The sequence below is a fragment of the Streptomyces sp. NPDC006997 genome (genome assembly GCF_040635175.1).
GTDB lineage: Bacteria > Actinomycetota > Actinomycetes > Streptomycetales > Streptomycetaceae > Streptomyces.
In genome coordinates, this window is record NZ_JBEYHH010000027.1 from 61,784 (window position 1) to 81,063 (window position 19,280).

At 74.2% G+C, this 19,280-nt stretch carries 15 protein-coding genes; 9 read left to right on the plus strand and 6 right to left on the minus strand.

Features of this window, described 5'->3' with window-relative positions:
* Nucleotides 1–192: 192 nt before the first annotated feature.
* Nucleotides 193–1,362, plus strand: coding sequence for an alpha-hydroxy-acid oxidizing protein (locus tag ABZ659_RS25255; RefSeq protein WP_360224140.1), 1,170 nt, complete (start codon nt 193–195; stop codon nt 1,360–1,362).
* A 59-nt stretch (nt 1,363–1,421) separates the two neighbouring features.
* Here the strand turns inward: ABZ659_RS25255 and ABZ659_RS25260 are convergent, their stop codons facing one another.
* From ABZ659_RS25260 to ABZ659_RS25270, 3 genes are all read right to left on the minus strand, one after another.
* Entirely contained in the window at nt 1,422–3,014 is a 1,593-nt protein-coding gene (locus ABZ659_RS25260; protein ID WP_360224142.1) for an RICIN domain-containing protein, read from the minus strand.
* Nucleotides 3,015–3,525: 511 nt separating this feature from the next.
* Complete coding sequence (locus ABZ659_RS25265; protein WP_360224144.1) at nt 3,526–3,906, minus strand: toxin Doc; 381 nt, start codon at nt 3,904–3,906, stop codon at nt 3,526–3,528.
* 3 nt (nt 3,907–3,909) lie between these two features.
* Nucleotides 3,910–4,155: a hypothetical protein gene (locus ABZ659_RS25270; protein ID WP_360224146.1), complete on the minus strand. Its 246-nt coding sequence runs from the start codon at nt 4,153–4,155 to the stop codon at nt 3,910–3,912.
* A 324-nt stretch (nt 4,156–4,479) separates the two neighbouring features.
* On the opposite strand from ABZ659_RS25270, the gene ABZ659_RS25275 reads away from it, so the two are divergent.
* The 3 genes from ABZ659_RS25275 to ABZ659_RS25285 all read left to right on the plus strand — a co-directional run bounded on the left by ABZ659_RS25275 (nt 4,480) and on the right by ABZ659_RS25285 (nt 9,032).
* A complete protein-coding gene (locus tag ABZ659_RS25275) occupies nt 4,480–6,420 on the plus strand; it encodes a DUF1996 domain-containing protein (protein ID WP_360224148.1) in 1,941 nt (646 codons plus the stop codon).
* 100 nt (nt 6,421–6,520) lie between these two features.
* Entirely contained in the window at nt 6,521–8,131 is a 1,611-nt protein-coding gene (locus tag ABZ659_RS25280) for a carboxylesterase/lipase family protein (RefSeq protein WP_360224150.1), read from the plus strand.
* 160 nt (nt 8,132–8,291) lie between these two features.
* A complete protein-coding gene (locus tag ABZ659_RS25285; RefSeq protein ID WP_360224152.1) occupies nt 8,292–9,032 on the plus strand; it encodes a 2OG-Fe dioxygenase family protein in 741 nt (246 codons plus the stop codon).
* 25 nt (nt 9,033–9,057) lie between these two features.
* On the opposite strand, the gene ABZ659_RS25290 is transcribed toward ABZ659_RS25285, so the two are convergent.
* On the minus strand, nt 9,058–11,301 hold the full coding sequence (locus ABZ659_RS25290) for a glycoside hydrolase family 9 protein (RefSeq protein WP_360224154.1): 2,244 nt from the start codon (nt 11,299–11,301) through the stop codon (nt 9,058–9,060).
* Between the two features lie 323 nt (nt 11,302–11,624).
* On the opposite strand from ABZ659_RS25290, the gene ABZ659_RS25295 reads away from it, so the two are divergent.
* On the plus strand, nt 11,625–13,994 hold the full coding sequence (locus tag ABZ659_RS25295) for a SpoIIE family protein phosphatase (RefSeq protein ID WP_360224228.1): 2,370 nt from the start codon (nt 11,625–11,627) through the stop codon (nt 13,992–13,994).
* Between the two features lie 58 nt (nt 13,995–14,052).
* Nucleotides 14,053–14,733, plus strand: coding sequence for a DUF4232 domain-containing protein (locus tag ABZ659_RS25300; RefSeq protein ID WP_360224156.1), 681 nt, complete (start codon nt 14,053–14,055; stop codon nt 14,731–14,733).
* Nucleotides 14,734–14,745: 12 nt separating this feature from the next.
* Here the strand turns inward: ABZ659_RS25300 and ABZ659_RS25305 are convergent, their stop codons facing one another.
* Nucleotides 14,746–15,657 (minus strand): helix-turn-helix domain-containing protein, encoded by a 912-nt coding sequence (locus tag ABZ659_RS25305; protein ID WP_360224158.1) that lies wholly within the window; start codon nt 15,655–15,657, stop codon nt 14,746–14,748.
* A gap of 166 nt (nt 15,658–15,823) precedes the next feature.
* On the opposite strand from ABZ659_RS25305, the gene ABZ659_RS25310 reads away from it, so the two are divergent.
* Nucleotides 15,824–16,651, plus strand: coding sequence for a phytanoyl-CoA dioxygenase family protein (locus ABZ659_RS25310; RefSeq protein WP_360224160.1), 828 nt, complete (start codon nt 15,824–15,826; stop codon nt 16,649–16,651).
* On the opposite strand, the gene ABZ659_RS25315 is transcribed toward ABZ659_RS25310, so the two are convergent.
* A complete protein-coding gene (locus ABZ659_RS25315; RefSeq protein ID WP_360224162.1) occupies nt 16,645–17,355 on the minus strand; it encodes a VOC family protein in 711 nt (236 codons plus the stop codon). The two genes, ABZ659_RS25310 and ABZ659_RS25315, sit on opposite strands and share 7 nt — an antisense overlap.
* Before the next feature lie 199 nt (nt 17,356–17,554).
* Between ABZ659_RS25315 and ABZ659_RS25320 the strand changes: the two genes are divergently transcribed.
* A complete protein-coding gene (locus ABZ659_RS25320) occupies nt 17,555–18,421 on the plus strand; it encodes a hypothetical protein (RefSeq protein WP_360224164.1) in 867 nt (288 codons plus the stop codon).
* Nucleotides 18,422–18,642: 221 nt separating this feature from the next.
* A complete protein-coding gene (locus tag ABZ659_RS25325) occupies nt 18,643–19,269 on the plus strand; it encodes a LysE family transporter (protein ID WP_360224230.1) in 627 nt (208 codons plus the stop codon).
* Nucleotides 19,270–19,280 lie beyond the last annotated feature (11 nt).

Below are 19,280 nucleotides of genomic sequence, written 5' to 3' on the forward strand. Positions count from 1 at the left end.
ACGGAGTCCGCTCGCGCCGAGTCCCGTGGCTGCCCGTTCTTGATCGATCGTGATGACTGAATGGCCGGTTTCGGTCGCTTGGCGAATCGGCCGGAAACAGCCCGTACGGGGGGCGGACCGGACGACCCGCGCTACTCGTCAGTATCGTCGGGGCGCGCGACGCGGCTCGACGAGGAGAGGCGGGAGTTGGCGATGGCCAAGCACTGGGCGGACTTCCAGTACGAGATCTACCTGAACGGCATGACGGGCGCGGTCCCCCGGCTGCCCACCGACCTGACCAGGCTGGAGGAGCTCACCGAGCGGCGGCTGGGCCCGGGTCCGGTCGGCTACGTGGCGGGCAGCGCGGGCGACGGCAGCACGGCCCGCGCCAACCGGGCGGCACTGGCCCGGCGCCGGATCGTGCCGCGGATGCTGCGGGACGTGGCGGAGCGGGACCTCGCGGTCGAGGTGCTGGGCCGTCCGCTGCCCGCCCCGCTGGCGCTGGCGCCGGTCGGGGTGCTGTCGATCATGCACCCGGAGGCCGAGCTGGCCGCCGCGCGGGCCGCCGCGGCGCAGGGGGTGCCGTTCACGCTGTCCTCGGCGTCCAGCACACCCCTGGAGGAGGTCGCGGCGGCGATGGGCGACGCCGAGCGCTGGTTCCAGCTCTACTGGGCCAAGGACCGCGAGGTGACCCGCAGCTTCCTCGACCGGGCGAAGGCGGCGGGGTTCTCCGTGCTGGTGGTCACCCTGGACACCCCGCTGCTCGCCTGGCGGCCCCGCGACCTGGACCAGGCGTACCTGCCGTTCCTGCACGGCGTGGGCACCGCCAACTACTTCTCCGACCCGGCGTTCCGGGCGGGCCTCGCCAAACCGCCGCACGAGGACCCGAACGCCGCGGTGATGCACTTCGTCGGCATGTTCGCCGACCCCGGCAAGACCTGGCCCGACCTGGCCTTCCTGCGGGAGCACTGGGACGGCCCGATCGTCCTGAAGGGCGTCCTGCACCCGGACGACGCCCGGCTCGCCGCCGACGCCGGGATGGACGGGGTGGTGGTCTCCAACCACGGCGGCCGTCAGGTGGCGGGCGCGGTGGCGGCGGCCGACGCGCTGCCCGCCGTGTCCCGGGCGGTGGGCGACCGTCTGACGGTCCTCTTCGACAGCGGGGTGCGCACCGGCGACGACGTCTTCAAGGCCCTCGCCCTCGGCGCCCGCGCGGTCCTGCTGGGACGCCCGTACGTCTACGGCCTGGCCCTGGACGGCCAGCCCGGCGTCGAGCACGTCATCCGCTGCCTGCTGGCCGAACTCGACCTCACCCTCGCCCTGTCGGGCCACGCCCGCCCGGGCACGGTGGGCGCCGGGGACGTGGTGGAGGAGGGCGCCTGAGCCCGGGGGTGCGCACACCCCCGGCGGAGGTGTGCGCACCGGTGCCGACGTTCCCGGCGTCAGGCCCTGCGGCCGCCCGGCAGCTCCACGCGGCGGGCCGACGGGCCCTCCGTGCCGGTGACCGACAGGGGGTCGGAGCTGGCCGACGGTGAGCCGGTCAGCCAGCGCTGGCCGTCGGAGCCGTCGCGGACCTTGACGACGATGTCGGCGCCGGGCGCGTCGGTGGTGGCCGCGAGGGCGAGCTGCTCGTCCCAGCGGGGCAGCAGCTCACCGCGCACGGTGAGGTCGTAGCGCACGTCGGCCCCGCGCTCCACGTCGGCGGCGGCGCACTCGCCGAGGATGACGACCCCGGCGTCCGCGTGCGAGTCCAGGCAGAGGCCGGGCTCGGCCACGCTGCGCAGCAGTCCGTCGTCCTCGTACGACCACTGCTGGCCGCGCGCGTCGGAGCACGGCGCCAACTCGGTGCCCGCGCCGGCCCGCACCACGCCCCGCACCCCCAGGCACAGGTCGGCCTCGGCGTTGCGCAAGCCGATACGGCGTACGGCGCCGGGGAGCGCGGCGCTGTCGGGCGGCGCCGACACCCCCGGCCCGCCCTGGCGTCCGGTGGCCACGCTGCCGGAGGCCGCCGGGTCGCCGTCGTAGGACCACAGGTTGGACACCAGGACGGTGGCGAGCAGTCCGGCGGAGGCGACGCCGACGCCGGTGAGCAGGGCGCGCGGGGTGGGCAGGACCACCGGGGTGGGGAGGCGGGCCAGCAGCCGGTGGCGCCGGGCCCGGCCGCCGTGCCGTCCGGAGCGGCGGCCCCCCGGGCCCTGGGGGCCGCGGGCGGGCCGGGAGTCGAGGTAGCGACGGGCGCCCCAGCCCAGTACCGCCTCCGCGAGCAGCGCCCCCAGCCCGCTCTCGACATGGCTCAGCTGCTCGGCCGCGGAGCGGCAGTAGCGGCAGTCGTCGAGGTGCTGCCGTACGTCCGGCAGCAGGGTGCCGCCCCGGCGGATCGGCACGTCCAGGAGCCGGTTGTAGTAACGGCACTCCTTGCTCGGCGCCAGTTCCCGGTGGGCCCGCACACAGCCCTCGTGGAATTGGTCCCGGGCCTGTTCCAGCGCGGCCGTCGCACTGTGGGTGTCGACGCCCAGCAGACCGGCCGGTACGGATATCGGTTCCGCCTCGACCTCGGTGTGCCACAGCAGACAGCGGGCCACCGGGGTGAGGCCGAGGAATGACCGCTCGGCCAGCTTGCGGTTTTCCGGGGTCAGGGAGCCCGCCGCGCGCATACCGCGGCCTCCGGCGGGTTTCAGCAGTTCCGGCAGCACACCGGATATCTGGTCGTCGGCCGACCAGCGGCGCACCGTGTCGCGCACGGTCACCAGCAGCAGGGGCCGCAGCGCGACCCCGGGCTCGCCCAGCGTCAGCCGGTCGAAGACCTGGTGGAAGGCGGTGCCGGTGACCATCGAGGCGGCCTGTGCCGAGGAGGCGAGACAGATGACGGCGTACTCGTGGACCGGCTGCCAGTGGCGCGCCATCAGCAGGCCGGTGGAGTGGGCGACCTCGTCGTCCGCGGCACCGGTGAGCCGGGCCGCGAGGGCCTCGTCGGACTCACCGGACACCGCGCCGGGCGGCGGATACGGAGGTCGAGGGGGGTGGGGGGTGGGCACTTGAGCGGATTCCTTCCCACGCGCGCGTGGACACACATGAGTTCTGTCGCCGAAAAGGAGCCTCTACGGGTGCGTATTGGTGCGTACCTTTTTGACGGTGAGCGGGGCGCGTGAATTCGCCTCTGGCACTCCGGACCCGGTTCAACAAGTCCGCGAGTCCTGGCAAATGCCCCCCGCATGGCGGGTTCACCCTCGCACAGGTCGCTCATGGCCAACAAGGCACCCGGGCAACATCGGTTTCACTGAAAGCGCGTCAATGAGCGGGCACCTCACCTGCGAATTCGCACCGGCATTCGAGGTTCTCCGCGCCCCGTGTGAAGCACGCGCACACACCGGCGCTCCACGCACCCTCCCGCCCGCGCCGCCCCGCGTAGTGCGATGGGCACCGGCCCTCTCGGAGGCCCCGCGCGGGACGGCGGCTCTCCCGCGCGCGCCGGGCCGCCTGGCCCCGCTCCTCCCGCCCTCGGCCAGGCGGCCCCGGGAAGCCGCCCCGGACGGTGCGCGCACCGGCTCAGATCTGCCAGGACCTGAGCCGGTCCGCCGCCGCGTAGACGTCCGCCTTGCCGTCGATCAGATCGCGGGCGAGGTCCACCAGGGCGCCGTACGGCGGGTCGATGCCGACGCCGCTGACGAACATGTACGCCACGGCCGTCGCACACGCGAAGCGGGCGTTGGCCGACGGCAGGGGCTTGAGCAGGGCGAGGGTGTGCAGCAGGGCGGCGGCCCGCCAGGCCGGGTCGGAGTCCACGCCGAGCCGCGGCGGGTCGACCCGGTGCCGGGCGACGGCGGCGACCAGCGCGGAGAAGTCGCTGACGGTGGGCTGGTCCGGCATGACCTCCTCATGGCGCTGGAGCAGCCAGGGCACGTCGATATGGACGACGGGAGGTGTCATGGCTCAGGCGGCCCGTCCCTCACCCTTGGCGGGCGGCTCGTCGTCGGGGAAGGCCGCCGCGAACTCGTCGGCGTGCGCGGCGAAGAACCGGCGGAACGCCTCCGCGCCTTCCTGGAGCGCCCGGTGCCGGGCGATGTCGGCAGCGGCGGCCTCACGCACGAGGGCCTTCATCGACGTACCGCGCTCCTTGGCGATCTGTCGGAGGTCCTCCAGCTCGCGCTCGCTGAACTCCACATTCAGAGCTGGCATGACATCACGGTACCGCTCGGGGTACTTACCCGTAAATACCACCAGCTCAGGATGGGTACGGCACGGTACCGAAAGGGACGGACCCCGAACGGAAACGATCGAGTCCACCCCCATTCCGTGAGGCGACCGAGGTCTTCCTGGCCGCCCACTCGCGCGCCTACCTGGTGACCAAACTCTGACAAACTCACCCATGTGCGCGACAGTGCGGACGAGCCCGACCAAGCAGATATTCCCAACGACGCCTGAACACACCCGCGTTGGACTCCGTACGAGTACGGACGGCCGCCAAGACCAGGTCGCCCCCACACGTGTAGGAGTCCATCCGTGAGACGCAACACGCGCAGACGCCCCACAGGCGCGCGACGCGCGACATTCGCAGCGGTCGCCCTCATGCTCGGCGGCGGAGGGCTGGTGGGGGTGAACGTCTACGCCTCCGCCACCGACAGCGGAGAACGCGTCCTCCTGGACGGGGGCCGCGCCGCCACCGTCGACTGCCCCGACGTCGGCGCACGGCTCACCGAGGTCCCGGACGACGCCCGCACCGAGGTGGACCGGGAGCTCGCCGCCCTGGACCAGCAGGTGGCGGACGCCTACCAACGGCTCCAGGAGACGGCGGCGCAGGGCGACACCATCGACCCGGCGGCGATCACGGACCCGCTCCAGGAGCAGCGCGGCACGTCCATCGGGCGGATCACGGCGGCCGTCGACCGCTCCGGCGAGGCCCCGGAAGGGCTGGCGGACCTGGCGTCCTGCGCCGTGAGCGTCACGGAAGCGCAGCCGGAACCGGAGCAGAGCCAGGAGCAGGGGCAGGATCAGGAACAGGGACCGGGACAGGGGCAGGAGGACCAAGGCCAGGGCCAGGGAGAGCAGGCCGGGAACGGTCCGGTCGCCGCCGACTACGCCGACATCACCTCCGCGCAGCCCACCGCGCAGCGCCCGCCCCGGCAGGCCGACGCCTCCCGCGGCACCTTCACCACCAGCTGCGGCGTCAACGAGAACGGCCTGTTCAACTCCGACAACATCATCGTCGCGCCGGGTGTCTCCAACGGCGCCCACCACTTCCACGACTACATCGGCAACCAGTCCAACACCGCCTTCGCCAGCGACGAGGACCTGGCCAACGCCGAGACGAGCTGCGCCAACCCCGGCGACAGGTCGACCTACTACTGGCCGGTGCTGCGCCTCCGCAACGGCACCGTCGAGCGGGACGCCGAGTCCCCCGGCGGCGGGATCGAGGGCAACGCCGGTGAGATCGTCACGCCCGCCGAGGTCACACTGACCTTCGAGGGCAGCCCGGTCGGCGAGGTCACGGCGATGCCGAAGCTGCTGCGCATCATCACCGGCGACGCCAAGGCCTTCGTCAACGGCACCGCCAACGCCAACGCCTCCTGGAGCTGCACCGGGTTCGAGGACCGCCAGCTCAAGGACAAGTACCCGCTGTGCCCGGAGGGCAGCGACGTGGTGCGCACCTTCCGGTTCCAGAGCTGCTGGGACGGCAGCGGCATCGACAGCGCCAACCACCGCACCCACGTGGCCTTCGCCGACGCCGGGGGCCGCTGCCCGGAGGGGTTCCGGGCGATCCCGCAGCTGGTGCAGCGGATCGTGTACGACGTGGCCGCGCCGAGCCTGGGCGACGGCGGCCGGACGACGCCGCTGTTCGCGGTGGACTCCTTCCCGGAGCAGTTGCACAAGCCGGTCACGGACCACGGCGACTTCGTCAACGTCTTCGACGAGGACCTGATGGACGTGATGGTCGGCTGCATCAACAGCGGCCGGACGTGCGACTCGACCGACCTGCCGGACGACGGGGGGACACCTCCCGACGAGAACCCGAGCGAGAACCCAAGCGAAGACCCGAGCGAGAACCCGAGCGAGGAGCCGAGCGAAGACCCGGGCGAGACCGCCCCGCCAGCCGAGGACCCGCAGGAGTCGCAGGAGCCCGAGCCGTCCCAGCAGCCCGGGGAGTCAGAGAAGGCTCAGGACCCCAAGACGGCCTCCCCCGCCCCCGCCTCCCCCAAGATCCGCACCTCTCCCCCGGCCACGGTCCGCCCCTCCGACGCCTCAGACGACGGCACCGCCGCCGCGGCGCAGGTCACCGTCGCGCCCAGCCCCGAGCGGAGTGGGTCGCTGACCGCGCCCCAGACGGTCGGCGGCGGGCTGGCCGAGACGGGCGCGAAGCTGTGGCCCGCGGCCATCGGCACCGTCCTGCTGATCGGCGGCGGCCTGCTCCTGACGCGGACGTCACGCGGAAGGCGCACGGCGTGAGCCGGTCCCTCCGGCGCCACTGGTGATTTACGCGGTGCCGGGCATCGGGCGGGTGGCGAGACTTCGGTGACCTTCCCGCCCCTTCCGCACGGAGGTGCAGATGCCCGGCCCGCTCACCGGCCCCCCGGCCAGGAACCACCGATCAGTGCGCTGGACCCTACGGCTCGGAGCGCTGACCGCCGCGCTGCTGCTGTCGGCCGTCGGCATGGCCGCCGTGCCCGCCCAGGCGGCGGACGGTCCGACCGTCACGACCCACTACGGCCAGGTGCGGGGGAAGGCGGACGCGACCGCCGCCTCCTACCTCGGCATCCCGTACGCCGCGCAGCCGGTCGGCGCCAACCGGTGGAAGCCGCCCGCCCCGCCGCGGCCCTGGACCGGCGTGCGGGACGCGACCACCCCCGGCAACCCCTGTGTGCAGACCCTCACGCCGACCCCCTGGGGCAACCTGGCGGGACCGGGCACGCCCAGCGAGGACTGCCTGTACCTGAACGTCTACACCCCCGCGAAGCGCTCCCTCGTCAAGCGCCCGGTGATGCTGTGGATCCACGGCGGTGGCTTCACCGTGGGCTCCGGGACGTTCTACGACGGCGCCGAGCTGGCCGCCCGGGGCGACGTGGTCGTCGTGAACTTCAACTACCGTCTCGGCGCGTTCGGTTACCTGGCCCACCCGGACCTGGCCGAGGAGTCGCCGCTCGGGCTGTCCGGCAACTACGGGCTGCTCGACCAGCAGGCGGCGCTGCGCTGGGTGCGGCAGAACGTCGCGGCGTTCGGCGGCGACCCCGGCAACGTGACGCTCTTCGGTGAGTCGGCGGGCGGCGGCAGCGTCTGCCACCACCTGGTCTCGCCGCGCACGGTCGGCCAGTTCGACCGGGCCATCGCCCAGTCGGGCTGCGGGTTCCCCCTGCCCACCCAGGAGTCGCAGCAGGACAACGGCACGGCCTGGGCCGACTCGCTGGGCTGCGCGGACGTGGCGTGCCTGCGCGCCAAGCCCGCCGACGAGCTGCTGCGGGCCTCACAGTCGCCGACGGCCCGCTGGACGCCCAACGTCGACGGGTTGCTGCTGCCCGAGCAGGTGACGGACGCGCTGGCGGCCGGGCGGTTCCACCGGGTCCCGGTGCTCCAGGGCACCACCGCCGACGAGGGCAGGCTCACGGTGGCCACGGCCTACGACCTGGCGGGACGGCAGCTCACCGCGGCGGGCTACCCGCTGGCGGTCCGCGCGGCCTACGGGGAACGGGCCGACGCCATCCTGGCCCGCTACCCGCTGCCGGAGTACGGCACCCCGGCGGAGGCGCTCGGCGCGGTCTTCACCGACTCGCAGTTCGCCTGTACGCAGTCCAGGACAGCCCACCTGATGTCACGTCACGTCCGTTCCTACCAGTACGAGTTCGCCGACCGGCACGCCATGGACTACCTGGACCTGCCGCTCAGCTTCCCCATCGGCGCCCCGCACGGCTCGGAGATCCGGTACCTCTTCGGCGGTGTCTCCGGCACGCCCCAGCAGAACGCCCTGGCGGACCGGATGCTCGGCTACTGGACCAACTTCGCCAAGACCAGCGTCCCGTACGCCGCGGACGCCCCGTACTGGGCCACGTACCCGAAGGTGCAGAACCTCGCGCCGGAGGCGATCACCTCGGGGACGACGTTCCCGCAGGACCACAAGTGCGACCTGTGGGGCCAGGCCACGTCCTGGCCGCTCACGGGCGCGTAGCGGGCCCGCGAGGCGCTGGGTCCGCCCGGGCTCAGCGCCTCGCCACCAACACGTGCGCGGCCGTCGGCGCGGGCCGCGCGGTCCTGACCGCCACCGCGGAGACCCCGGCCTGAGGAACCTTCCGGGTGCGGTGGCGGGGCGACCGTGGACCATGGAAGGCATGGTGAACGCCGAACAGTCCACCGAACTGCCCGAGCGGGCCCGACGGGCGCTGGCCTCGTCGGCCGTGTGCCTGCTGACCGCGGCCGAGGTCTCGGCGTACGTCGGGACGGACGCCGCCGGATGGGCGGACTTCGCCCGGCACTGGGAGGAACTGGCGCCCGATCCGTACGCGGCCGAGCGCGGTACCCGAAGGGCGCGCCGCTACGGCCGCTTCCGGCTGGCGGACGGCACCGGGGACCTCACCCCACTGCCGCACCGGCCGTTCGCGCAGCCGCAGGCCAGCAATCCGCTGTACGTCACCGTGGACCGCCACTTCGCGCCGCTGACCGGCGCCTTCGCCGTCGACCCCGTGCTGCGGGGGCTGCTGCGCCTGCTGGGCGGGGCGGCGGCGGGCCTGGCGGACACCGGGGCGTGGGAGGCGCAGGTGCACCCCTTCCGGGTACTCGCCGAGGCCGGGGGCGGCGGGGAGCCCACGCCCGAGGGCCTGCACCACGACGGTGTCACCCTGGTCTCGGCGCTCCTGGTCGACCGCCACAACGCCACCGGCGGCCGGACCTGCGTCGTCGGCACCGACGGCGAGCCGCTGCTGGAGACGACGCTGAGCGAGCCGGGCACCCTGCTGCTCGGCGACGACCGCCGCACGGTGCACGGGGTCTCCCCCGTCCGCCCCCTCGACGAGGGCGCACCGGCCTGGCGGGACGTGCTGGTGGCCACCCTGATCCCGGCCGGGAGGGACTGAGCTGCCCTCCCGGCCGGGCGGCCGCCTAGCCCTGGTCGGCGACGAAGGCCGCCATCCAGGCCAGCGCGGCGTTCCAGTTGATGGTCAGCTCGTTGGTCGACCAGGACTGGATGTCGTCGATGTAGCAGAACTGGCCGACGCAGCCCTGGAGCTTCGCCTGTGCGAGCGGGTCCTGGATGCTGGAGTTGGGACCGCCCGCGAGCGAGCCGGCCGGCGGGTGCGGCAGGCTCGGGTCCAGCTGGTGGGCGTACCAGCGGCTGTGCTGGTTCTCGGCGCTGACGTCGCCGTAGCCGGTGACGTAGGACAGGTTCAGCGCGTTGCGGCCGAGGACGTAGTCCATGCTCTGCACGGCCCCGTCGCGGTACTTCGACGCACCGGTGATGTCGTAGGCGCTGGCGATGACGACGGCGTTGTTGAGGACCTGGTGGTTGGAGCCCCAGTCGAAGACGTTGCCGTCGGGGGCGTACGGCATCCCGTACGGCTGTGCCTTGAGGGTGGCGAGGTAGCGGTCGGCGCCCTTGACGACGGACCTGCGGACCTTGGCCCGGCCGGGGAGCCGGTTCGGGACGGTGGCGAGGTCGAGGCGGCCCGCCGCGGCGGTGCGGGACCAGTCGAAGCCGGTCGCGCCGAAGATGTCGGCGGTGTGCACCGGCGAGTCGAGGATGTGCCGCTCGAACTGCTTCTCACCGGTGGTGAGGTACAGCTGGGACGCGGCCCAGTAGAACTCGTCGCCGGCGTCGGTGTCCGGGTAGGCGCCGCCGCCGATGCCGTCGTCCGGGTCGGGCAGCAGGTCGGGATGGGCGAGGGCGGCGGCCCAGGCGGTGCGGGCGGCGCTGAGCAGCTCGGCCGCGAACCGCCGGTCGTAGGGCTTGTAGAGGCGCGCCGCCTGTGCCGCGGAGGCGGCGAGGTTGAGGGTGGCCGTGGTGGTCGGCGGGTGCAGCTCGCGCTTCTGCGGGTCGGCGCCGGGCAGCAGCGGCAGCCCGGTCCACGCCTCGTCATGGACCTTGTGGTGGGCCATCCCCGCGAGCGGCTGCCCGTCCGGGACCTGCATCTTCAGCATGAACTCCAGTTGCCAGCGCACCTCGTCGAGCAGGTCGGGCACCTTGTTGCCGCTCTCCGGGATGGCGAGGGAGCCGTCGCCGAACCGCGCGGGCTGCCCGGTGCGGGCGTGCAGGGCGCGCTCGTAGGTGCTGAGCAGCTCCCAGACGGAGATGCCGCCGTTGACGACGTACTTGCCGTGGTCGCCCGCGTCGTACCAGCCGCCGGTGACGTCCAGGGAGTAGTCGCACACGCCGGGCTGGCAGGGCACGTCGGCGTCGCCCTGGTTGGGGGCCACGTTCAGGTGACCGGCGGCACGGCCGTAGCCGGGGCGCAGGTCGTCGCGTATCGCGGTGCCGCTGCGCTGGGTGTAGTAGAACTTCACGGCGTCGAGGCGCAGTCGCTCGTAGGCCCGCGCGTCGATGTCGAAGGGGCGGCTCGTCTCGCCGTCCGCGACCAGCGTGAGGCCCTTGCCGCGGGCCTTGTAGCGGCTGAAGTCGATGGAGTGGACGGTCTGCGCGGAGGACGTGTCGGTGCCGCGGGGCACGGTCCAGCCGCGGGCGGCCACGGTTCCGTCGGCCCTCTTCAGCCGCCAGGGCAGCCGGGTGGCGGAGTCGGTGACCAGGGTGGCGTTCTTCGGCCCGGCGGGCAGGTAGGCGACCTGGTTGACCCGCACCCGCGGCCCGGTGTCCGGCTCGTACCGCTCCGGCGGTACGCCGCCCAGCAGGGAGACGTCGTCCGTGCAGAACCGCCACGGGTCGGCGCTGCCGCCGACCTGGAAGGCGACCTGGGCGCGGTCGGTGTCGACGGGCGAGGTGAACGTGTAGGCGTAGGAGTTGCCGGAGACGCTGAGCTGCGGGCTCACCTCGAACCAGGTGTCGTAGGGCGCGTCGGACAGGCCCACGAGCGCCCGGACCACCCGCCCGTCGGGCACACCGTCGGCGTAGAAGGAGAAGCGGTACGACTCGCCCTGCGTGAGGGTGATGTCGTTCTGGCCGACGATGGCGTCCCAGCGGTTCTGGGTGCCCCCCGGCACGTCCGCGCACAGGCGGCCGTCGGACAGGGTCGGCGTGAGGTTGCCGCTGGTCCACCACGGGTCAAGGGTGGTGTCGAAGGTGCCGTTCCTGACCTGCTCGACCTCGTCGGCCCCGGCGGGGGCGGCGGGCAGGGCGGTCAGTCCCGCCGCCAGCAGGGCTGTCAGGGACAGCAGGGCGGTTCTGGGTCGTTTCACGTCTGGGCTCCTGGAAGGGAGGTGCGGGTGGCGCTCCCGGGTCACCGTGCCGTGGGAGCGCTCCCAGGTGCGGTCGGAGGCCATCGTTGTGGGAGTCATGACACACGTCAACGGTCCGGACAGGACCGGTTCGACGACGGCGTTCGACGGGCCGGGTCCGCGCGTTGGGGGAAGTTGTTCCGGCAGCCCCCGGCCGTCGGACGCATGACGCCGCCGCGCCCCTGGGCACTCGGGGCTTGCCGACCGGTACGGACCAGAAGCACTAGTCTGGAACTCAGGCAACACAGTTGTTCACTGTGCGTGGACGCGATGGAGTGGCGATGGTGACCCCGGAGCACCCGTTCGACGAGGCCGCGACGGCCCGGGTCGCCCTCGACGACGAGGGCGTCCTGACCGAGTGGAACGAGGGTGCCCGCCGTCTGCTGGGCTGGACCGCCGCCGAGGTGGTCGGCCGCCCCGCCACCGACCTGGTCGCCGACGGCAGCCTGGAACCGGTCAGGGAACTCGGCGGGGACCGCCGCGGCGGCACCCTCACCCTGCGTCACCGGGACGGCCGTACGCTCCCTGTCTGGCTGCTCGTGCACCCGCGCCCCGAGGGCTGGCTGGTGCTCGCGCCCCTGGACAGCGCGCCCCTGGCGCCCGACGATCCGCTGGCCCACATCGACCTCATGCAGTCGCCGTGCGCCATGGCCGTGCACGACGACCGGATGCGCCTGCGCCGCGCCAACGACTCCATGACCAGGGCGCTGGGGCTGCCCGAGGAACGGCTGCGCGGCCTGAAGCCGACCGAGGTGAGCGACCAGCCCCACACCGTCGAGATGGAACAGCACATGCGCCAGGTCCTCGCCACCGGCCGGGGGACCCACGTGCGCTTCTACGTGCCGTTCGGCAGCCACGGCGCCATCACCGCCTGGCTCGCCCTGATGGCCCCGGTCACCGACGCCGAGGGCCGGGTACGGGGCGTGAGCGTCGCCGCGCACGACTTCACCGAGCAGTACCTCGCCCGTGAGCGGCTCCAACTGGTCAACGAGGCCAGCGTCAACATCGGCACCACCCTCGACGTCACCCGCACGGCGCAGGAACTGGCGGACGTGTGCGTGCCCGCCCTCGCCGACTTCGTCAGCGTCGACCTGCTCGACCCCACCGCCGACGGCGACCCGCCGACCCAGCTCACCCCACCCGTGACCCTGCGCCGCATCGCCCACCGGTCGGTCCACCCCGACACCCCGGAAGCCCTGGTCAGACCGGGCGACACCGAGACCTACCCCGCGGAGTCGCCACAGGCCACCTCGCTGCTCACCGGCCGCACGATCACCGTCACGCTCCCTGACGAGGAGGTGCAGCGGTGGCTCGCCAAGGACCACCGGCGCCAGAAGCGGATCACGCAGTACAACGTGCGCTCCGGCATGTCCGTGCCCATCCGGGCCCGCGGCACCACCCTCGGCATCGCCGTCTTCTCCCGCTACCGGCGCACCGACCCCTTCACCCCGGACGACGCCCTGCTGGCGGAGGAGATCACCGCCCGCGCCGCCGTCTGCGTCGACAACGCCCGCCGCTACTCCCGCGAACGCGACACCGCCCTCGCCCTCCAGCGCAGCCTGCTGCCGCGCAACCTGGCGCACACCGCCGCCGTGACGGCCTCCTCCCGCTATCTGCCCGCCGCCCGGTCCGGGGTCGGCGGCGACTGGTTCGACGTCATCCCGCTGTCCGGGATGCGGGTCGCCCTGGTCGTCGGCGACGTCGTCGGCCACGGTGTGCAGGCGTCCGCCACCATGGGGCGGCTGCGCACGGCGGTGCGCACGCTCGCCGACATCGACCTCGCCCCCGAGGAACTCCTCACGCATCTGGACGACCTGGTCGTACGGCTCTCCGAGGAGACCGGCGGCGACGGCAGCACCGGCGAGGTCGGCGCGACCTGTCTGTACGCCGTCTACGACCCGGTGTCCCGGCGCTGCTCGCTCGCCCGCGCCGGGCATCCGCCGCCCGTGCTGGTGCCGCCGGGCGGCGCGCCCCGGGAGGTCGACCTGCCCGCCGGGCCGCCGCTGGGCGTGGGGGGGCTGCCCTTCGAGTCGGCCGAACTGTCGCTGGCCGAGGGCAGTCTGCTCGCCTTCTTCACCAACGGGCTGATCGAGTCCCCGCTGCGGGACGAGAACGCCGCCCGGGCCCTGCTGCGGGAGGCGCTGACCGACGACGCCGGCTCGCTGGAGCAGACCTGCGACCGCGTCCTGCACGCCCTGATGCCGAGGGACGGCAGTGCCGCCGACGACGTGGCCCTGCTGCTGGCGCGCACCTGCGGGCTGCCGCCGTCGCAGGTCGCGACCTGGGACATCCCGGCCGACCCGTCGCTGGTCGCCCCGATCCGCAAACAGGTCCTCGACCAGCTCGGCGACTGGGACCTCAGCGACGCCTCCTTCACCACCGAGCTGGTGGTGAGCGAACTGGTCACCAACGCCATCCGCTACGGCGCCCCGCCGATCCGGCTGCGGCTGATCCACGACGCGTCGACGCTGATCTGCGAGGTCTCCGACACCAGCCACACCGCCCCGCACCTGCGCCGGGCGAAGACCTGGGACGAGGGTGGCCGCGGGCTGCTCCTGGTCGCCCAGCTCACCCAGCGCTGGGGCAGCCGCCACACCACCGAGGGCAAGACGATCTGGGCGGAACTGACGCTCCTCGAACCGGACGAGGGATGAGCGGTTCCGGACGGGGCACCCGAAGGGTCACGGAGCGTCGCGTGAGGAGAGCAGGAACATGACGGCTGCCGCGTTACCGGCCCGGGGCCGGACCGTCCTCGTGGGTGCCGTGGCCGCGCTGGCCGCGCTGACCGGCTGCGGTGGGGCGGTCGGCGGTGTCGCGGGGGCGGGGGACTCCTCGGCGTCGCGCCAGGTGAGCCCGGCGGCCTCCGCGTCCGTGAGTGTCCCGAACGCCTCGGAGCTGCCCGACGTCACGGAGGAGGCCACGGCACCCAGCCGGAGCGCGCCGGACAAGGCCACGCCGGACAAGGAGGACGGCACCTCGCGCTGCCACACCTCCGAACTGCGCGCCTCCCTGGGCCGCGGCTCCCCCGGCGCCGGTCAGCGGAACTACCCGCTGGTCCTCACCAACGCCTCCGGCCGCACCTGCACCCTGCACGGCTACCCGGGCGCCGCGTTCGTCGACGCCGCGGGCGGCCAGCTGGGCCCCGACCCGCGGCGCGAGCCGGAGCGGGCGACCACCGTGCGGTTGGCGCCGGGCCAGCACGCGTGGGCGGGGCTGAGCTTCTCCGACCCGCGGATCAGCGGCGCGGAGGCGGCCACCCCGGCCGCGCTCCTGATCACCCCGCCGGACGAGTTCGACCAGCTGCGGGTGGTGTGGACGGCCGGTCCGGTGCCCGTCGCCGGGAACGCCTCCACGGTGCACCTGACGGTGGTCCGCCCCGGCACCGGGAGCTGACGCCCGCGCGCCTCAGCGGGGCCCGGCGGCCCGGTAGGCGCCGGGCGGGACGCCGTACCGCTCGCGGAACACCCGGCTGAAGTGGAAGGGGCTGACGAACCCGGAGGCCGCGGCGACGCGTTCCACGGACAGTCCGGTGCTCTCCAGCAGCCGGGCGGCGTGCCGCAGCCGGGCCTCCCGCAGCGCCCGCATGGGCGACTGCCCCACCTGCCGGGTGAACAGGTGCGCGAACCGGGACGGCGACAGCGCGGCCCCCTCGGCGAGTGAACCCACGGTGTGCGGGGCGCCCGGATCGGCGGCGATGACCGCGAGGGCCTGGTGCACCCGGGCGTCGGTGCCGGGCGGGGGCGGCGGGGTGCGGGCGGTGGCGGTGGCGAGCACGACGGCCTCCTCCAGCGCGCCGAGGGCGAGTTCCCGGGCGGCGGTGCCGTGCGCCACGGCGACCGGTTCCCCGGCGTCCACGGCGGTGGGCGGGGCGCCGGTGCCGGTCCAGCGGGCGTCGGCGTGGGTCCGGCGCAGCGCGGCCTCGATGCGGGCGTGCAGGGCGGCGGGCACCGGGGTGACGGCGTACATGCCGTCCCCCACGGCGTAGGGCCGCAGCCAGCTCAGCCAGCCGGGCCGGACCTGGCAGTGCGCCCACCAGAACCGCCAGGTGCGGGCGCCCGGGGCCACGCCGTACTCCTGGGCGATCCCGGGCGCGAGCACCAGCAGGTCGCCGGCCTCCGCATGCGTCTCGGCGGCCCCCTGCCGGAGCCGTCCCCGTCCGCCGGTGGTCCAGACGAGGAGCCAGCTGGCGGAGCCGTGCGGCCGGTCCACCCGGTATCCCGCGGGCTGGTCGAACCGGCCGGTCACCAGCAGGCCCGGCGGCGGTGAGGGGGCACCGGGCACAGCAGCCACGGGCAGGTGATCAGCGTTCACGGGCATCCTCCGAGACCGCGTCGGGGCCTAGGGTCCTTCTGAGGGGTATCCGCGGAGGAAGGCGCGGCGTTCGGTGCGTGTTCTCGGCGTGCCGGGCGTCGCGACGCCGCGGAGATCCGTCAGAAGGTCCCTAGCGTGCAAGGCGACGCTCCCACGACCCAGGAGGACGGGAATGACAGCCTCGGGCATCGACGCCGCCGGTACCCCCATCCTGCCGGAGTCAGCCGTCGCCCGTTTCCGGCAGGACGGCTACACGGTCCTCCCCGGCCTGTTCCGGCGCGCGGAGGTCGACGCCCTGTGCGCCGACGTCGAAGCGCTGCGGGCCACCGGCCGCCCGGTCCCGGGCCACTTCGAGCCCCGCCCGGACGTCCCCGCGGACCCGCTGGCCAGCCACCCCCGGGTGATGCACCCGCACGAGGTCCTGGACGGCGCGCGGGACGTCCTCCTGGACCCGCGTCTGCGCACGGTGCTGGAGGTCCTCCTGGGAGAGGAGGTGCTGGCCGCGCAGAGCATGTTCTACTTCAAGCCGCCGGGCGCCCGGGGCCAGGCCCTGCACCAGGACAACTTCTATCTGCGCGTGGAGCCGGGGACCTGTGTGGCCGCCTGGCTGGCCTGTGACGTCATCGACCGCGCCAACGGCGGCCTGGAGGTCGTCCCCGACACCCACCGGATGGACCTGTTCTGCCCGGAGGACGCGGACCCGGAGCTGTCCTTCGCCCGTGAGTACGTCCCCCCGCCGCCCGGTCTCAGCGCCGTACCGGTGGACATGTCCCCGGGGGACGTCCTGTTCTTCAACGGCAGCCTGGTGCACGGCTCCGGCCCCAACCGGACCGCCGACCGCTTCCGCCGCTCCTTCATCGGCCACTACGTCGGCCGCTCGGCGCGGCGCATCGGGACGTACTACCGGACGGTGGCGATGAGCGGGGAGCGGGTGGTGCTGGCGGAGAGCGAGGGGGCGGGCCCGTGCGGCACGGAGTTCGCCGCGGGCGGGCCTCACTGACCGGTGAGCAGCCGGAACGTGTTGCCGTCGGGGTCGGCCAGCAGGACGGCGCCGTCCGCCGCGCGGTCGAGGCGCTTCGCGCCGAGGGAGACCAGACGCCCGGCCTCCGTCTCCTGGTCGCCGTGCGGCGCGAGGTCGAGGTGCAGGTCCTTGCCCGGGTCCGGCATCAGCGGCGGGCCGCCCCAGGTGATCTTCGTACCGCCGTCCGGTGACTGGATGGCGGTCTCCTCGTCCTGGTCCCAGACCAGCGGCCACCCCAGGGCCTCGCTCCAGAAGTAGCCCACGGCCTGCGAACCGTCGCAGGCGAGCGCGCCGAGGCTGCCGCATCCGGCGAGGAAGCGGTTGCCCGGTTCGAGGACGCAGAACTCGTTGCCCTCGGGGTCGGCGAGCACCACGTGGGTCGCGTCCGGTCCCTGGCCGATGTCGACGTGGAGCGCGCCGAGGTCCAGCGCCCGGGCGACGGTGTCGCGCTGGTCCTCGGGGGACGTGCTGGTCAGGTCGAAGTGCAGCCGGTTCTGGCCGGTCTTCGGGGTCCGGGTGGGACGGAAGCCGAGGTGGTAACCGGCGGCGTTCCCGGAGCGCAGGGCGACGCCGGTGCGGGAGTCGCCGGCCTCCTCCAGGCCGCCCAGGACCCCGGACCAGAAGTGCGCGAGGCGCTCCGGCTGGTGCGCGTCGAACGAGATGGCGATGAGTCGGCTGGTCATTCGCGCCACGATAGGGGCGGGGTCCGGCGCGGGGGTACCGAATTACCCGCCGGTGGCGGCCGGGGCGGGCTTCTCGAACGCCGCGTTGCTGCCCGCAGGTGACCCGCCCGGCGTGGGAGCGGGGCGGGGTACGCGGTGGCGCGCATCCTCGGCTCAGGTGACCGGCGCCCGGCCGGTCCGGCCGTACGGGAGGAACGCGGTGCCGACACGTACCCGACTGCGCTCAGTGGTCCGGATCCTGACGGCGGCGGCCGTCCTGACGCTGGCCCTCGGCGGGCCCGCCCAGGGGCGTCCGCTCCCGGCGCGGGCACCGGCCGCCGAACCCCCGGCGACGCTGTGCGCGCCCGCGGGCACCCTGCGCGGCGCGGGCGGGCAGCGCGCCGCCGTCAGCCTGTGCACGGGCAGCGGCAACCGGTCGCTCGCCGTCTCCGCGCCGGCGTCCTGCCACCGGCCCGGCGCCACCCCCCGGCTGGGCTGTCTGACGTCGGGCAGCTGGACGGCGCGGCGGAACGGCGAGACCGTCGCCTCCGGCACGCTGTCCGGGTCGGAGCCCTACCCCGGGCCGGGGACGTACGACGTCGAGGCCGAGGTACGGGTGCGCTCCGCCCCCGACGGGGTCGACCTGCGCGGCACGGTCCACGCCACCCTCACGCTGACCGCGCCGAAGGCGGCGCCCACGCACCGGGTGGAGGTCACCGGCGGCCCGCTGCGGCCGGGCTCGACCACCACCCTGACGTACACCCTGTACCGCGACAGCGACCAGGGCGACGGCAGCGCGCGGTTCGGGCTCATCGGTGAGGAGGGCAGCGGGGTGCGGCTGGCCACCGACGACGCCCGCTGCGTCAATCCGCTGGTCGGCCGTCACCCCTCCGACACCCGGCTGCCGTACGCCGTGGACTGTGCCCTCACCGACCTGCAGCCCGGCCACCCGGCCACCGTGACCGTCCGGGTGGCGCTGGACGCGCGGTGCTCCACCGTCGTGTCCAAGCTGGGCTACTGGATGCCGCGCGGCCAGGCCCTCTACACCGGCGGGATGCTGGCGGGGCCGACGGTGGGCTGCGCCTGAGGCGGCGACAGGACTGGATCGGCGTCGACCAGCGGTTGCCGGTCCGGCTGTGCCGGGGTGGCGGGGCGCCGCGAAAACCAGTTGCCGGTGCGGCGTCGCGCCCCGCACGATCCCGCCATGTCCGCCACCTCGCGCCCGCTGCCGCCGCCCCCTGCCGCCCCCCGTGCGCCGTGGACGCGACAGCAGCCGTCCCACCGGGGAGGACCGACAGCGCCGCGGTCGTGACCGGCGCGCTCGTCGCCGGTCTGGTGGCGGGGTACGGCATCGCCGTGCCGGTCGGCGCGGTGGGCACCTACCTGGTGTCCCTGACCGCGCGCACCTCGCTGCGCACCGGCGTGTGCGCCGCCCTCGGCATCGCCACCGCCGACGGTCTCTACGCCCTGCTCGCCGCCCTCGGCGGCTCCGCGCTCGCCACCGCGCTGCGACCGGCGCTGGGGCCACTGAGCTGGGTCGCCGCGCTGGTCCTGGTGACCCTCGCGGTGCGCGGCGCGGTGACGGCCGTACGGCAGTACCGCGAGCGGCTGCTCGCCACCCGGGCGCGGACACCGCCGCCCGGCCCCGGCCGCGCCTTCCTCGCGCTGCTCGGGATCACCCTGCTCAACCCGACCACCGTGGTCTACTTCGCCGCCCTGGTCGTCGGCGCCCGCGCCGCGGACGCCCCGCACCCCGTGGAGCAGGCGGTGTTCGTGCTCGCCGCCTTCGCCGCGTCCGCCAGCTGGCAGCTGCTGCTCGCCGGGGGTGGCGCCCTGCTCGGCCGGGCGCTGACCGGGCACCGCGGGCGACTGGTGACGGCGCTGGTGTCGAGCGGCGTGATGGCGGGGCTGGCGGTACATATGGTGGTGGTCTGAGCACGCGTACG

Bases quoted from the DNA above. Each gene is read 5' to 3' on its own strand.
- ABZ659_RS25280 (WP_360224150.1), top strand. From the start codon at position 6,521: ATGCCCGGCCCGCTCACCGGCCCCCCGGCCAGGAACCACCGATCAGTG.
- ABZ659_RS25305 (WP_360224158.1), bottom strand. From the start codon at position 15,657: ATGCCCGTGAACGCTGATCACCTGCCCGTGGCTGCTGTGCCCGGTGCC.
- ABZ659_RS25255 (WP_360224140.1), top strand. From the start codon at position 193: ATGGCCAAGCACTGGGCGGACTTCCAGTACGAGATCTACCTGAACGGC.
- ABZ659_RS25300 (WP_360224156.1), top strand. From the start codon at position 14,053: ATGACGGCTGCCGCGTTACCGGCCCGGGGCCGGACCGTCCTCGTGGGT.
- ABZ659_RS25285 (WP_360224152.1), top strand. From the start codon at position 8,292: ATGGTGAACGCCGAACAGTCCACCGAACTGCCCGAGCGGGCCCGACGG.
- ABZ659_RS25265 (WP_360224144.1), bottom strand. From the start codon at position 3,906: ATGACACCTCCCGTCGTCCATATCGACGTGCCCTGGCTGCTCCAGCGC.
- ABZ659_RS25315 (WP_360224162.1), bottom strand. From the start codon at position 17,355: ATGACCAGCCGACTCATCGCCATCTCGTTCGACGCGCACCAGCCGGAG.
- ABZ659_RS25310 (WP_360224160.1), top strand. From the start codon at position 15,824: ATGACAGCCTCGGGCATCGACGCCGCCGGTACCCCCATCCTGCCGGAG.
- ABZ659_RS25270 (WP_360224146.1), bottom strand. From the start codon at position 4,155: ATGCCAGCTCTGAATGTGGAGTTCAGCGAGCGCGAGCTGGAGGACCTC.